Source organism: Micromonospora sp. NPDC005161 (assembly GCF_053599855.1).
Genome location: NZ_JBSFYQ010000003.1, coordinates 178,633 through 193,047 on the forward strand (window position 1 = coordinate 178,633; position 14,415 = coordinate 193,047).

Sequence of the window (14,415 nt, forward strand, 5' to 3'; positions counted from 1 at the left end):
GCATTACCGGAGATACCCGCATCCGACTTGCGGACGGCACCAGCCCTCGGATCGCTGACCTGGTGAACCTCCCGTCAGACAGCGAAGCCGAAGCCGACTTCGAGGTGCTCGACAAGGACGGTAAAGCCGTCCATGTTGACAAGGTGTTCAACTCAGGCGTCCATCCGACGATCCGGATCGCCACGGAAGCCGGATTCTCGCTCCGAGGCAGCGAGAATCACCTGGTGCTCTGTCTTGAGTCACCCCTGGGTGTTCCCCTCTTCCAGTGGCGACGGCTCGACGAACTCGCAGTTGACTCGATCGTCTGTGTGGCACGAAATGCCTGGTCCCAGGTCATTCCCACAGCTCGTGAGTATTCGCTGGGCGTTCTCGGCGGGGCGTGGGCGTCCGAGGGCTTCGCGAATGAGTCCAGAGCCGGATTCAACAACACCGACGAGCACTTCTTCGGTGAGGTCCTGCACGCGTACGACCAAGTGGTTGGTGGGCGGCGTTACGTCAGCGAGAGAGAGACCCGTCGCGACCGAAAGCGCATTCAGGAAATTGATGTTCAGCCTTATGTCGGCGGTATGGACGCGTTCCGCGCAAGTCCGTTGGCCGAGTTCATCGGGCATCAGGCCCGGGACAAGTTCGTCCCGCAGTTCGTCTGGAACGGTGGCTGGGGCGTCAAGCGTGCCTTCCTCATGGCCCTCTTCGAGGGGGACGGCGGGGTGCGCGTCGCCAAGGACAGCTTCACCGTCCAGTACACCAGCTACAGTGAGCGACTCACCAGGGAGGCCCAAGAGCTGCTCGCGGAATTCGGTGTCGTTGCCTGCTGGCGCCGCTACACACGTCCCAGCGGCTCGGTCGAGCACCGTTTGGTGATTTCCGGTCTGCGAAACATCAAAGCATTCGCCAACCGCGTGGGATTCCTCCGCACTAAGCAGGCAAAGCTGGACAAGGTTCTGCGACACGCACCGCTGCGTCCGCATCGGCTCAGCAAAGACCACGTCCCGTTCGTTGCCACGTACGTGCGAGACACCTTGGACTTCGACCGCCGCGGTAGCGGACGCAAGTGGCTTACGACGCACAACTTCGATCGCGTCGAGCGATGGGAGACCGAGCGCCTCCGCATCATCGATCGCATCAAGAATCCAGAGCTCCTGGCGACCATCCTTCCGATCATGGACTCTGGGTACCGGTTCGAGCGCGTCACCGAGGTGACGCCTAGCGAGCCGGCCGAGGTCTACTCGGTGCGTGTCAATTCCGAGGACCATTCCTTCATCGCCGGCGGTTTCGTAAACCACAACACGGAAGCGCGGATGTCGCGCGAGGCGATGCTGCTCGTCGGTGAGCTGGGCGAGGACACCGTCGACGTCGAGCCCAACTACGACGGCTCGCTGACCCAGCCGACCGTGCTGCCGGCCGCCTTCCCCAACCTGCTGGTCAACGGCGCGTCCGGGATCGCGGTCGGGATGGCCACCAACATGATCCCGCACAACCTGGCCGAGGTGGTCACCGCCGCCCGCTGGCTGATCAACCACCCGGACGCCACTCTGGACAAGCTCATGGAGTTCGTTCCCGGCCCCGACCTGCCCACCGGCGGCGTGCTGCTCGGCCTGGACGAGGTGCGCCGGGCGTACGAGACCGGGCGCGGTGTGGTGCGGATGCGCGGCAAGGTGGAGATCGGCCCCCTCGAGGGCAGCCGGGGACGCCAAGCGATCACCGTGGTCGAGCTGCCGTACGGCGTCGGCGCGGAGAAGGTCATCGCGGCGATCACCAACGAGGTCACCAAGACCAAGCGGCTGACCGGCATCGCCGACGTCAAGGACCTCACCGACCGGGAGAGCGGCACCCGGCTCGTCGTCGAGTGCAAGGTCGGGGTCAACCCGCAGGCCCTGCTCGCCGACCTCTACCGGCTCACCCCGCTGGAGCAGTCGTTCGGCGTCAACAACCTGGTGCTGGTGGACGGGCAGCCCCGCACCCTCGGGTTGAAGGCGCTGCTGGAGGTGTTCCTGGCCCACCGGTACGAGGTGGTCACCCGGCGCAGCTCGTACCGCCGCCGCAAGCGTCAGGAGCGGCTGCACCTGGTCGACGGCCTGCTGATCGCACTGCTGGACATCGACCGGGTGGTCCGGCTGATCCGGGGCAGTGACGACGCGCAGGCCGCCAAGGACGGTCTGATGAGCCAGTTCGGCCTCTCCGATATCCAGGCCACCTACATCCTGGACACTCCGCTGCGCCGGCTGACCAAGTTCGACCGGATCGAGCTGGAGACCGAGCAGGAGCGGCTGCGTACGGAGATCGCGGAGCTGTCCACGATCCTCGACGACGACCGGGTGCTCAAGAAGCTGGTCTCCGATGAGCTGGCGGCCGTGGTCAAGCAGTTCAGCACCGAGCGGCGGACCACGCTGGTCGACGGCGACCTCAAGGAGGTGCTGGCGGCGTCCGCGCCGGCCGGGCCGCTGGAGGTCGCCGACGACCCGTGTCAGGTGATCCTCTCCGCGACGGGGCTGGTCGCCCGTACCGCGGCCGAGTCGGAGGAGAGCGCCGAGGGGCGTCGCCGCAACGGCCGGGTCAAGCACGACACGGTCCGCGCGATCGTGCACTCCACCGCCCGTGGTCGGGTGTTGCTGGTGACCAGCGCCGGCCGGGCGTTCAAGATCGACGTACTGCCGTTGCCGGTGCTGCCCGAGCAGGCGGGCACGGTGTCGCTGCGGGGTGGGATGTCCGCCGCCGAGCTGGTGCCGCTGGAGGCGGGGGAGACGGTGGTCGGCCTGGCCCCGCTCGGCGGGCCGGCGGACGGTTCGCCGGGGTTGGCGCTCGGCACCCGGCAGGGCGCGGCGAAGATCTGCGCGCCGGAGTGGCCGGTGCGCTCCGACGAGTTCGAGGTGATCGGCCTGCGGGACGGCGACGAGGTGGTCGGGGCGACCTGGCTGACCGACGGCGCCGAGACGCTGACCTTCGTCACCTCGGAGGCGTCGCTGCTGCGTTTCGCCGCCGGGCTGGTCCGCCCGCAGGGCCTCAAGGGTGGCGGCATGGCCGGCATCAACCTGCCCGCCGGAGCCCGGGTGGTCTTCTTCAGCGCGGTGCGCACCGACGACCCGGGGCACGGTGAGCCGATGGTGGTCACCTCCACCGGGGCGACGGTCAAGGTGACGCCGTTCAAGGCGTACCCGGCGAAGGGTCGGGCGACCGGCGGCGTGCGCGCGCACCGTTTCCTCAAGGACGAGACGGACGTGGTCGTCGCCTGGGTGGGGCCGCGGCCCGTGGGCGCGACCGGCACCGGTGAACCGGTCGAGCTGCCCGCCGCCGACCCGCGCCGCGACGGCTCCGGCTTCGCCGTGATGCTCGGCCCGACGGTGGTCGGCCACCTGGTCGAACGCGACTGACCCGCCTCCTGCCTGACCCGACCCCCCACCCGAGGGGGGTCGGGGCGGGGTCGATCAGGTGCCGCTGGGGACCCGCTCCCGCTCCCGCTCCCGCTCAGCCCCGGGCTGCCGGACGATTGTCGGTGCCGGGTAGGCCGGGCGGAGCGTGAGGAGACTGCCGACCAGCCCGGAGAAGAGCACCACCACGCCGAGCGCGATCGCGGTGGCCGACGGGTGCACCACCCGCAGGGTGTCGCCCGGGTTGAGGTCGCCGAAGCCGTCCAGCCCCCAGTACGAGACGGCGCCGACGGTGCCCGCCACGCCGGCGGCGAGCAGCAGACCGGTGGTGACGCTGGTCTCCAGCCGCAGGAGGCGGATCCACCGGTCCGACGCGCGCCGGGGGACCAGCCGCTCCTGCCGGCCGTAGATCTCGGCCAGTCCGCCGAAGAGCATGAGCTGCACCCCGACGATCACCATGAGGCACGCGTACACCAGGGTGCTGACGTCGAGCTGGACCGAGCCCAGCGACAGCGGGCCCGGTGTGAGCGCGCCGACGCCGACCAGCCCGAGCAGGGCGAGCGCCGCGCCCGGCCGGACCAGGGTCTTGCGCGGGGCGAACACCAGCAGGAACCGCAGGTGCCGCCAGCCGTCCCGCCAGGTGCGCAGGTGCGGCGGCCGGGACCGCCCGTCCGGCGCGAGGATGGTCGGCACCTCGACGACGTCGTAGCCGGCCAGCGCGGCGCGCACCACCAGCTCGGAGGCGAACTCCATGCCCGGCATGCAGAGCCCGAGCGCCCGGTCCGCTCGGTGTCGAAGCCGCGCATGCCGCAGTGGAAGTCCCGGACCTCGCGCAGGCCGAAGAGTGCCCGACCGAGCCAGCTGAGCACCGGGTTGCCCAGGTACCGGTGCAGCGGCGGCATGGCGCCGGCCGCGATCCCGCCGCGGAACCGGTTGCCCATGACCACGTCGTGCCCGGCGCGCAGCGCCTCGATGAACGGCCCGAGGTCCGACAACGCGTACGAGTCGTCCGCGTCGGCCATGATGACGTACCGGCCGCGGGCCTGCTCGATTCCGTTGAGCAGGGCGCCGCCGTAGCCGCGGATCGGTGCGGACACCACGCGGGCACCGGCCCGCTCGGCGATCTCCTGTGACCCGTCGGTGGAACCGTTGTCGGAGACCAGCACCTCCCCGACGACGCCGCACTCCTCGAGCGAGCGCAGTGCCTTGCGGACGCAGGTCTCCAGCGTCTCAGCCTCGTTGAGGCACGGCAGCAGCACCGTGACCTCGATCTCCCGTTCTCTGCTCGAAAGGACCAAACCGGCCCCGGCCCTGGGCACCCCGGGCCGAACGGCTGGGCCGGGCGGCCGAGCGGACGATCTCGTCGATCCGCTCGGCCTGCCTCTCGCGCGCCGCCGCTGCGCGCCTCAGGCGACGCCGACGGGCCGGAACTGGACGCTGACCCGGAGGCCGACGGGCCGGGCGGTCTTCGGGATCGCGTGCTCCCAGGTGCGCTGGCAGGAGCCGCCCATCACCACCAGGTCGCCGTGCCCGAGCGGGAACCGCAGGCTCGCGCCCCCGCCGCGCGGGCGCAACAGCAGCGGCCGCGGCGCGCCGAAGGAGACGATGGCGACCATCGTGTCGGTGTGCGCGGAGCGGCCATGGGTGTCGCCGTGCCAGGCGACGCTGTCCCGACCCGAGCGGTAGAGGCACATGCCGGCGGTGACGAACGGCTCGCCCAACTCGGGGGCGTAGTGGCGGGTGAGCGCGGTGCGCGCCTCGGTCAGCAGCGGGTGCGGCAGCGGCCGGTCCGGCCCGTACCAGGAGAGCAGGCGGGGCACCGCCACCTCGGTGTCGTACATCGTCCGTCGTTCGCCCCGCCAGGGCACGTCCCGCAGCAGGGTGTCGAAGATGGCGTCCGAGCCGGAGACCCAGCCGGGCAGGTGGTCCACCCAGGCGCCCCGGGAGAGCTGTCGCCGACGCAGTTGCCCGGCCAGCGGGCCGAGCGACGGCTCCGCGGCGGCGAGATCCAGCATCGACGGCTGGTAGGCGGGCCCGGACACACGCTCACCCTACCCGCCGTGTTGGTACAGGTGTACGACCGGGGAGTCTTTTCGCCCGCTGGTCACCTCGCGCACATGTCGGTGTCGTCGGACATCGTCGGAGCGGCCCTAGCGTGAGGCGGCTCCGTCCGGTCCGGGCGGGCGGTGTCGCGAGGAGACGACCAGTGCAGAGCAGTTCCACCAGCCTGTCGGTGGCGGACCGATCGACGGCTTCGCCGGTGGAGCCGCCACCGGTCCCGGCCCGCCGGCGGGCGCTCCTGATCGCGGCGGGGCTCGCCGCCGCCTGGGTCGTCCCGGTGCTGGCGTACGCCCTCGGGCTCGCCGGGCTGCTGCCGCCGCTCGTGCTGCTGCTGACGGCCGGGTTGCTGCGCGTCGGGCGCACCCTGCTCGACCGGCTGGTGCTGGCCGTGGCGCTGCTGGTCGGCGCGGTCTGCGCCGCGGCGCTGCTCTTCTCGTTCTGGCCGTGGGGTCTGCACCCGGTGCCCGTCGCCGGCACGGCCCTGACCGCGCTGCTCGGGCTCGGCCTGCTCACCGGCCGCCGGCCGCGCCTTCCCCGGCCGGTCCCGGCCGACCTGGCGCCGGTGGCCGCCGCGGTGCTGTCCGGCCTGGCGCTGGCGTGGCCCTATCTGCGCGCCGACGGTCTGGCCGGCCGGCTGGCGTACGCCATGGTCGGCGAGGACAACAGCCGGCACCTGGCGGCCGTCGAGGGAATCCGGGCGGTGGGCGGCTACCTCTTCGCCGACCCCGACGCCGCGGCCCGGATCGCACCGGAGGCGATGGTCTACTACCCGCAGGGCTTCCACGTCACGGCCGCGTTGCTGGACACCTTCCTGCGCTCGTCGACCGCCGCCGGGGGACCGGCGAGCACCCTCGACCACTACCTGGGTTGGGCGATCTCCGCGTACGCGCTGCTGGTGCTGGCCGTGGTCTGGGCCGCCGGCCGGATCGCCGGCCGGCTGCTGAACCCGGTCCGCGCGTTCGGCCTGGCCGGCGTGGTCACCGCGCTCGCCCTCGGCTCCGAGCTCACCCGGTTCGTGGTCTACGGCTACCCGGGCGAGAGCCTCGGCCTGGCGCTCACCGCGATCCTCATCGCGCTGGTCTGCCGGCCGGTGGCCCGGACCGGCACCCAGCTCTGCCTGCTCGGGGCGCTCTGCGTCGGCGTGGGCTTCGCGTACCTGATGTTCCTGCCGGTGGTCGGCGTGCTGGTGCTGGCCTGGCTGGTCCGGCACCGGCGGGCGGTGCGCCGGCGATCGTGGCTGCTCGTCACGGTCGCGGTGGTGACCGCCGTGCTCACCCCGCTGCCCAGTGTGGCCGGCCTCCTCTTCACCGACCAGGTCGACAACGTCGCCACCGGTGGCGGGGTGTTTCCGCGCTACGACGCCTACCTGGCGCTGACCGCGGTGATCGGCGCCGGGTTGTTCGCCGGCGGCCTGCGGTTGCCGGTGTGGCGCCGGTACGCGGGTGCGTTGGCCGCGGCGCTGGCCTTCGCCGTCGGTTTCCTCGTCTACTTCCGGGGGCTCGGCACCGATCCGCGCTACTACTACGGCAAGACCCTGCACCTGTTGCTGGTCGTCCTGCTCATCGGCGCGGGGGCGGGGCTGCTGCTGCGGCCACCGCCGGCGCGCGTCGCGGCGGCCCGCCGCCCCGGCGCCCTCCCGGCGGTCCTCGCCCGGGTGCTCGTCGCGCTCTCGCTGGTGGTCGGGACGGCGGGGATCGCCGGTCTGGCGCGCGGCGGCGGGATCTTCGCCCAGCCGTTCGGCAACCGCAGCACCACCTGGTCGGCCGCCTGGTGGTCGGGGCTGCTGGCGCGGCCCCGGCAGGCCGACGTGACGGCCCGCGCGCTGGCCCAGGCGCCGGTACGTGACGGCGAGGTGACCGTGGTGGTCAGCGACCACCGGCGGGAGGGCTACCTGGAGACACTCTTCCTCGCCACCCTGCAGGGCACCCACGGCGCGTCCGCGCCGGCGTTCTACAACCTGCCGCTCGCTGAACCGGCCCGCGCCGCGGCGGTGGTCGAGCGGGAGCGGCGGCCGATCCGCTTCCTGACCACGGGGCCGGAGGCCGCGGCGGTGGTCGAGCGGCTGCTCGCCGAACGTCCGGAGCTGCGTTCGCGGGTGACACTCGAACCGCTGCGCTGACCCGGGTCGCCGCAGCGAGAGCGGGTACGGCGACCCGGCGAGGTCGCGCGGTGCCGGTCAGGCCGGTGTGGCGGCGCGGGCCTGCAGCACGGCGTCGGCCACCCGGCGTCGGCCCAGCCCATCCACCGTGGACCAGGCCCGGGCGGAGAGGGTCGCACGGCGGGCCGGGGAGGTGAGCAGCGCGGTCAGGGTCCGCGCGGCGGCCGCCCGCGCCGCCCGCCCGGCCATCCCGCCGGCGGCCAGTTCCGGCAGCTCACCGAGGCCGGCGACCAGGCCGTGCTCCACCACCCGGCGGTACGACTCGCGCTGGTTGTCCACCACGCAGACCAGCGCGGCGGCCGCACCGAGGCAGCACAGCTCCCAGGTGGAGGTGCCGGCGGCGCTGACCACCAGGTCCGCCGCGCCGATCAGGGCCGGCAGCTCGTCGGTGGGCGGCACCGGGCGCAGCGACTGCCCCCGGCCCGTCGTCACGGTCGCCAGCTCGGCCTCCACCTCGGGCCGACCCACCACGACGGTCAGGTCCATCGGGTGTCCGGTGGACAGCAGCACCCTGGCGAGCACGGGTGCGGCGCCGACCGCGTCGGTGCCGCCGAAGAAGGCCAGCACCCGGGGACGGCTCACCGATGCCGCGGGCGGTGGCGCCGGCGGCCGGGCCGCCACCACCGAGTCCCGCAGCAGCGTGTACCGGGCGCCGGCGAGCAGCCGCCGCGCAGGCACGGCGATGTCCGTGCCGAAGTTCTGGTCGAGGTACAGGTCGGCGTCCTGACCCCGGGTGTCGCCGTCGACCACGGCGAGGGTCAGGACACCCGCCGCGCGCAGCGCGCCCGCCGCGGCCGGTTCGAGGTCGTAGGAGTCGACGACCATGACGTCGAGCTGGTGCCGGCGGGCCGTCTCGACCAGGTCGGCGACGGTCCGCGGACCCGGGTGCAGTGGGATGCCCCGCGCCGCGAGCTGTGCGGCGGCCCAGCCGACCCCCTCGACGGCGCCGAACATGTCGACGCGGCTGCCGCGGGCCAGGAACTCCTCGCCCAACGCCAGCGAGCGGACCAGGTGGCCGACGCCGCGCCGCGGCCCGGCGTCGCAGCGCAACCCGACGCGTAACGTGCTCAGGACTCCTCCAGTCGCTTCTGTCGTACGCCCGCGTTGAGCGCGCGCAGCGCCGGCTGCTCGTCGAGCCAGTCGGCGAGCTTGGCCAGCGGCACGCTGACGTCGCCGAAATGGTCGGTCACCGCGCGTACCAGCGTCCAGTCCTGCTCGGTGTCGAGGGTGAGCCGGAGTCCGGACCGGTCCGGTGCGAGCGTCACCCCGAGCACCCGGAACAGCTCCGGGTGGGTGTACGCGTACGAGGTGACGTGCACCCGGTGGTGCTCGGTGGCGAGCCGGTCCAGCGTCCGCAGCGCGTCGGCGCGGATGATCTCGACGTCCAGTCCGCGTGGCAGTGTGCGCGCGATCGACGTGCTCGCGTAGTCCAGCCCGGGTACCGCCCGGTAGACCGAGGCCACCAGCGTGATGATCTCCGGGTCGAGCAGCGGGCAGTCGGCGGTGAACCGCATGACCGCGTCCCCGGGGTGCGCGTCCAGCGCGCCGATGAACCGGCTCAGCACGTCGTCGACCGGGCCGCGGTGGCACGGCACGCCGAGCCGGTCGCACTCGGCGGCCACCGCGTCGTCGACCGTGTCCGTGCTGGTCGCCACCACCAGGTCGGCGAGCACCCCGCTGTCCCGGGCGGCCCGGACCACCCGGCCCAGCACGCTGCGGCCGGCGAGCGGTCGCAGCACCTTGCCCGGCAACCGGGACGAGCCCATCCGGGCCTGCACGATCCCAACGATCCGCATCACCGGCACCCCCGTCCGGTGCCGCCACGGCCGCTCACTGCTGCTCCTGCCGCTTCGGCGCCAGCGCCTGGCGGGCCCGCCGCTTGGCCACGCGGGCCCCGCGCCGGGCCAGCCGTGCCGGGGTGAGAGCCAGCCGTCCGACCCGGTAGCTCAGCGATCCGCTGAGCAGGTTGATGGTCGCGTCGGCCCGGCGTAGCGCCCGCTCCCGCGAGGTGAGCAGGTCCTCGGTCCACCTCAGCGACGCGGACATCCGGGTCAGCTCGTCGCGCTGGCGCAGCCACGCCTCGTGCAGTTGCTGGTAGCCGCCCGGCCCGGCCGGCGGGTCGGTCGGCTCGACCGACCGCAGCTCGGCGACGAGGGTGACCCGCCCGTCGGCGTCCAGCCCCCGGAGCGCGGCGGTGATCGCCGCCTCCGCCTCCACCGCGGCCGACACCGTCGCCCGGTCGAGGTCGTGGCCGGCGAGGCCGCCCAGCACCACGGTCAGTCCCGCGACGTCCAGCGTGGACGCCCAGGGATGGGCGTACCCGCCGGTGAGCAGCGCGACGGCGAACCGCCACAGACCCCGGGCGAGCACCACGTCGCGGGGGAGCGCCTCGGTGGCCCGCCAGCTGAGGTCGAGCACGGCGTACCGGCCGGCGGAGACCACCACGTTGTCGGTGCCGGCCAGCGCGGCGGCGCCGGCGATCCGGCCGTCGTCACCGGCCTGCCCGGCGAGCCAGTCCGCGTACCCGTGCAGCAGCGCCCGCAGCGTTTCCAGGTCCCGCCGCAGGGCGGCGTCGAGCAGCAGGGTGCGCAGCAGCCGCCCGTCGGGCACCGGTTGCCCGATGAGCGCGGACGGGTCCCGATACGCCGCCTTGCGGCTGGCGAACGGCGCGGCGGCCGTGCCGGTGCGGTCGGCGCCGGCGGTGGCCTGCCACCGCCAGCCGTCCGGCCCGTCGACCACCTCCACCACGTCGGAGCCGGGCGGGCCGGTCTGCAGCAGCGCCACCGGAAGGTCGCCCGGCGACCCGAGGGCCGGGGCGGCGTCGGATGCCGGGGCCTTGCGGGCCAGCACCAGCCAGCCCGGGGCCAGCGCGGCGCCGTGCCCGGCGTGCAGCGCGTCCACGGCCAGCCGGGCGGGGTCCTGGAGCACCGTCGCGGCGGTGAAGCCTCCCGTGCAGGCGTGGTGCAGGACCGCGTCGAAGAACCCGGAGGTGGTACGCCGGTCGAGTTGGTCGGCGTCGAGCAGCGCGGTCGGGTAGGCGGCGAAGCAGGCGCCCGGGCGCAGCCCGACGTCGGTCAGGCGGGCGCGCACCTGCTCCCGGTTCGCGGGACGGTCGGTGTCGAGGACGCCGCCGATGGTCCAGGCGGCGTCGTCGCGTCGGGCGTACCAGGGGGCGGTGTCGACCAGCCGGTGCAGCCCGAGCGGGTTGTCCACCCGCAGCAGCAGAGTGCCGCCGGGGGACAGCGCGTCGGCCAGTCGGCCCAGCACGCCATCCCAGCCTTGCCGGGCGCCCTCCACCGACTCCACCGGATCCAGGCCCGCGCCGGCGATGACCACGTCGAACCGCTCGTCCTGCGGCAGGCCGGCCGGCCCGCCCACCACTACCCGGGCGGTACGCGCGGCCATCGCCACCGCGTCCGGGTAGCTGCGCAGCAGGCAGGTGACCTCGGCGTGCGCGAGCCGGTCGAGCATCCCCGGATCGTGCGGGCCGGCCAGCAGCACCCGGGCGCCGGGCGGCACGATCCGCGCCGCCAGCGCGGCCAGGGCTCCACCGTCGGCGGGGCGCTGCTCCGGCAGGTCGGACCAGGCCAGCATCTCCCCGCCCGGCAGCGCGATCCGGTCGACGGGTGCCGTCTCAATGGTCAACTGGTTCCTCCTGGAGGTTCGCCCACCCGAGCAGCTCGCGCAGCTCGGCCGGCGTGCAGCGGTGGTCGGTGCCCAGCTCGGCGCGCGCGATCGCGACGGCGGTCGGCAGGTCCACCGACTCGCCGTGCAGCTCCGGCCACTGGCGGCGGATCCGGGCGGTCCCGCCGAAGGTCGGGTCCTCGTCGGCGAGCACCATCGGGTCGCCGTACACCGCCGGTTCGCAGCCGGCGGCGATGCCGTAGAAGATCGCGCTGGTCAGCCGGTTCGACGCCACCCGGCGGTGCCGACGCAGCTCGGTGAGCTGCTTGTCGAGAAAGAGCGGGTCGGTGTCCTTCCACCAGTGCCCGCGGTAGCCGTGGCAGATCACACGGAAGCCGGCGTTCTCGTAGAGCCGGCGGACCCGCCGCATGCCGTACTCGTGCCAGTAGAGGCAGACGGTCACCGGGCCCGGCTCGGTGTCGCGGATCCGGGCGATGAGCTCCCTGTGGTCGCCGCGGACGTGCTGACCCTCCCAGCCGTGGAACGGATACCAGATGGTGCCCTGCCGCTGCGACTCCGGCGGGTCCTCGGGCCGCAGGGCCAGCAGGTACTCGAAGGGCGCGCCGATGACGACGACGTTGCGCCGCCCGACCGACCAGGCCCGCCGCCGGGTCTGCTCCGACCAGAGCAGGCTCGGCGTGCCCTCGGCGTACGGGTGGCCGGGGGCGAGCCCGTCGCCGATGTTCCAGCCGTGCTGGACGTACCCGTTGATCCGCGGCGGGTGGTCGTCGCCCAGCCCGGCGTAGCGGGCCAGCACGTGGGCGTGGCCGTAGAAGTGGTTGGCGTGGTGCATCAGCGTCCCATCAGGCGGCGACGGGCCGCGCCGGGCGGCCCCGCAGCGCCGCACCGAGCGCGTCGATGACGCGGTCCTGGTCGGCGTCGCTCAACGTCGGGTAGAGCGGCAGCGAGAGTTGCTGACGGTAGAACGACTCGGCGACCGGGCAGGATCCGCGCCGGTAGCCCAGGTCGGCGAAGACCGGGTGCCAGTGCACGGGGATGTAGTTGACCTGCACGCCGACGCCGGCGGCGCGCATCGCGTCGTACACCTCGCGGCGGCGGCCGTCGAGCACCCGGATCGGGTAGAGGTGCCAGGCCGGTTCGGCCCACGACTTCTGGACCGGTAGCCGCACCCCGTCCAGATCGGCCAGCGCCTCGTTGTAGCGGGCGACCAGCTCGGCCCGCCGGGCGAGGAAGGCGTCGAGCTGGCGCAGCTGGCTGCGGCCCAGGGCGCAGAGCACGTCCGGCAGCCGGTAGTTCAGCCCGAACTCGTGCACCTCCTGGTGCCAGCCGCCCTCGTCCGGCCAGCGCTGCTCGTCGCGCTCGCGGACCAGCCCGATGTTGCGGAACCGGCGGGCCCGCTTGAGCAGCTCGGCGTCGGTGCTGGCGACCGCGCCACCCTCTCCGGTGGTGAGGTGCTTCGTCGGGAAGAACGAGAAGGTGGTCAGGTCGGCGAGCGAGCCGACCGGCCGGCCCTGGTAGGTGGCGCCGATGGAGTGCGCGGCGTCGGCCAGCAGCAGCGCGTCCGAGCCGCTCAGAGCGGTTCGCAGCGCGTCGTAGTCGGCCGGGTGGCCGGCGTAGTCCACGGCCGAGACGACCCTGGTGCGCGACGTCGTCGCGGCGGCCGCCGCGGCCGGGTCGAGGGTGAAGGTCTCCTCCTCGACGTCCGCGAAGACGATCTTCGCGCCGAGCAGCGCGGCGCTGCTCGCGGTGGCCACGAAGGTCATCGGCGGGACGACCACCTCGTCGCCAGGGCCGACACCGGCCGCCGCGTACGCCACGTGCAGCGCGGCGGTGCCGTTGGAGACCGCCGCGCAGCCGGCTCCACCGGTCACCTTGGCCAGGTCCGCCTCGAACCCGTCGACCTGGGGGCCGGTGGTGAGCCAGTCGCCGCGCAGCACGTCGGCGACGGCCGCGACGTCGTCCTCGCTGACCGAGTGCCGGCCGTAGGGGAGCATCGCCATCACGCGGTGAGGCCGAGCATGTCGCGCAACCGCTCGACGCTGAGCCACTCGTCGTTGGTGTCCGACTGGTAGGCGAAGCCGTCCGGCACCGGCTCGCAGTCGACCGGCGGCTGGTAGCCCCAGCCGGCGATGGTCGGCTGGACGATGTACCGGTCCGCGGCGCGCACCGTCCGGCGGCTGTCGTCCGGCGCGATCATCTCCTCGTGCAGCTTCTCGCCGGGGCGGATGCCGATCTCGTGCGTGGTGGCGTCCGGGGCGACCGCCTCGACCAGGTCGAGGATCCGCATGCTGGGGATCCGGGGCACGTACAGCTCGCCGCCCTGCATCTGGTCGAACGAGTCCATGACGAACTGGACGGCCTGGTCCAGGGTGATCCAGAAGCGGGTCATCCGCTTGTCGGTGACCGGCAGGCTCTTGCCCTCGGCGGCCAGCCGGCGGAACAGCGGGACCACCGAGCCGCGGCTGCCCACGACGTTGCCGTAGCGCACCACGGCGAACCGGGTCGGGTGATGGGCGGCGTAGTGGTTGGCCGAGACGAAGAGCTTGTCGCCGACCAGCTTCGTCGCGCCGTACAGGTTGATCGGGCTGGACGCCTTGTCGGTCGAGAGCGCGATGACCTTCTTGACGCCAGCCTCGATCGCCGCGTCGACGACGTGCTGGGAGCCGGTGATGTTGGTGGCGATGTACTCCGAGGGGTTGTACTCGGCGGTGTCCACCTGCTTGAGAGCCGCGGCGTGCACGACGTGGTCCACCCCGTGCATCGCCCGGGTCAGCCGGTGCCGGTCCCGGATGTCGCCGATGAACCAGCGCAGCCGGGGGTCGTCACCGAGCTGCTGGCGTAGCTCGTACTGCTTGAGCTCGTCGCGGGAGAACACCACGACCCTCGCCGGGTCGGCCTCGGCGAGGACGTGCCGGAGGAAGGTCCTGCCGAAGGAACCCGTTCCCCCGGTGACAAGAATGGAGGACCCATTCAGCTCGCTCAATTGGTGCTCCCATGGTCGTGGTTGTTTCCGCGGTGGCATTCGGCTGGCCAACCGGATCGAGACGCTAGACCCGGCGGGTTAACAACCCGACGCACCCTGGTGAACTGATGCCGCGTGGGAAGTGAATGCGGAATGCCTTGCAGGCAAACACTTTTCGCTCGTTCGGGGCCTCGCTGAGCAGCTCAGAACCTCGGCTACACTCG

9 protein-coding genes and 3 pseudogenes are annotated in these 14,415 nt (G+C 73.1%); 3 read left to right on the plus strand and 9 right to left on the minus strand.

Annotated features, from left to right (window positions below; translation table 11 throughout):
- Positions 1-2: 2 nt before the first annotated feature.
- A pseudogene (locus ACWD5O_RS04630) lies at positions 3-893 on the plus strand (LAGLIDADG family homing endonuclease); the annotation flags it as partial.
- Between the two features lie 393 nt (positions 894-1,286).
- A pseudogene (locus tag ACWD5O_RS04635) lies at positions 1,287-3,368 on the plus strand (DNA gyrase subunit A); the annotation flags it as partial.
- 54 nt (positions 3,369-3,422) lie between these two features.
- On the opposite strand, the gene ACWD5O_RS04640 reads toward ACWD5O_RS04635, so the two are convergent.
- The 3 genes and pseudogenes from ACWD5O_RS04640 to ACWD5O_RS04650 all read right to left on the minus strand — a co-directional run bounded on the left by ACWD5O_RS04640 (position 3,423) and on the right by ACWD5O_RS04650 (position 5,380).
- On the minus strand, positions 3,423-4,118 hold the full coding sequence (locus ACWD5O_RS04640; protein WP_450084673.1) for a hypothetical protein: 696 nt from the start codon (positions 4,116-4,118) through the stop codon (positions 3,423-3,425).
- A gap of 98 nt (positions 4,119-4,216) precedes the next feature.
- A pseudogene (locus tag ACWD5O_RS04645) lies at positions 4,217-4,684 on the minus strand (glycosyltransferase family 2 protein); the annotation flags it as partial.
- 87 nt (positions 4,685-4,771) lie between these two features.
- Complete coding sequence (locus ACWD5O_RS04650) at positions 4,772-5,380, minus strand: alpha-ketoglutarate-dependent dioxygenase AlkB (RefSeq protein ID WP_450084666.1); 609 nt, start codon at positions 5,378-5,380, stop codon at positions 4,772-4,774.
- 191 nt (positions 5,381-5,571) lie between these two features.
- Here ACWD5O_RS04650 and ACWD5O_RS04655 point away from each other — a divergent pair, with 191 nt between their 5' ends.
- On the plus strand, positions 5,572-7,545 hold the full coding sequence (locus tag ACWD5O_RS04655; RefSeq protein ID WP_450084588.1) for a hypothetical protein: 1,974 nt from the start codon (positions 5,572-5,574) through the stop codon (positions 7,543-7,545).
- Between the two features lie 57 nt (positions 7,546-7,602).
- On the opposite strand, the gene ACWD5O_RS04660 is transcribed toward ACWD5O_RS04655, so the two are convergent.
- Genes ACWD5O_RS04660 through pseB form a run of 6 tightly spaced genes read right to left on the minus strand, consistent with a single transcriptional unit; the run spans position 7,603 to position 14,251 of the window.
- Positions 7,603-8,655: a PseG/SpsG family protein gene (locus tag ACWD5O_RS04660; RefSeq protein ID WP_450084667.1), complete on the minus strand. Its 1,053-nt coding sequence runs from the start codon at positions 8,653-8,655 to the stop codon at positions 7,603-7,605.
- The gene (locus ACWD5O_RS04665; RefSeq protein ID WP_450084589.1) at positions 8,652-9,383 is read right to left on the minus strand and encodes a cytidylyltransferase domain-containing protein; all 732 of its coding nucleotides are present in this window, start codon (positions 9,381-9,383) and stop codon (positions 8,652-8,654) included. The genes ACWD5O_RS04660 and ACWD5O_RS04665 overlap by 4 nt, the downstream gene beginning before the upstream one ends.
- 31 nt (positions 9,384-9,414) lie before the next feature.
- On the minus strand, positions 9,415-11,229 hold the full coding sequence (locus ACWD5O_RS04670) for a class I SAM-dependent methyltransferase (protein ID WP_450084590.1): 1,815 nt from the start codon (positions 11,227-11,229) through the stop codon (positions 9,415-9,417).
- The gene (locus tag ACWD5O_RS04675) at positions 11,219-12,061 is read right to left on the minus strand and encodes a hypothetical protein (protein WP_354965970.1); all 843 of its coding nucleotides are present in this window, start codon (positions 12,059-12,061) and stop codon (positions 11,219-11,221) included. The genes ACWD5O_RS04670 and ACWD5O_RS04675 overlap by 11 nt, the downstream gene beginning before the upstream one ends.
- A 10-nt stretch (positions 12,062-12,071) precedes the next feature.
- Complete coding sequence (locus tag ACWD5O_RS04680; RefSeq protein ID WP_354965969.1) at positions 12,072-13,232, minus strand: DegT/DnrJ/EryC1/StrS family aminotransferase; 1,161 nt, start codon at positions 13,230-13,232, stop codon at positions 12,072-12,074.
- Positions 13,229-14,251, minus strand: a complete 1,023-nt coding sequence (pseB, locus tag ACWD5O_RS04685; protein ID WP_354965968.1) for a UDP-N-acetylglucosamine 4,6-dehydratase (inverting) — start codon at positions 14,249-14,251, stop codon at positions 13,229-13,231. Before pseB ends, ACWD5O_RS04680 begins: the two co-directional genes overlap by 4 nt.
- Positions 14,252-14,415 lie beyond the last annotated feature (164 nt).

What these genes read in the sequence shown, in the direction of transcription:
- ACWD5O_RS04650 (WP_450084666.1), bottom strand. Translation starts at nt 5,380, where the DNA reads ATGCTGGATCTCGCCGCCGCGGAGCCGTCGCTCGGCCCGCTGGCCGGG.
- ACWD5O_RS04640 (WP_450084673.1), bottom strand. Translation starts at nt 4,118, where the DNA reads ATGGAGTTCGCCTCCGAGCTGGTGGTGCGCGCCGCGCTGGCCGGCTAC.
- pseB (WP_354965968.1), bottom strand. Translation starts at nt 14,251, where the DNA reads ATGCCACCGCGGAAACAACCACGACCATGGGAGCACCAATTGAGCGAG.
- ACWD5O_RS04675 (WP_354965970.1), bottom strand. Translation starts at nt 12,061, where the DNA reads ATGCACCACGCCAACCACTTCTACGGCCACGCCCACGTGCTGGCCCGC.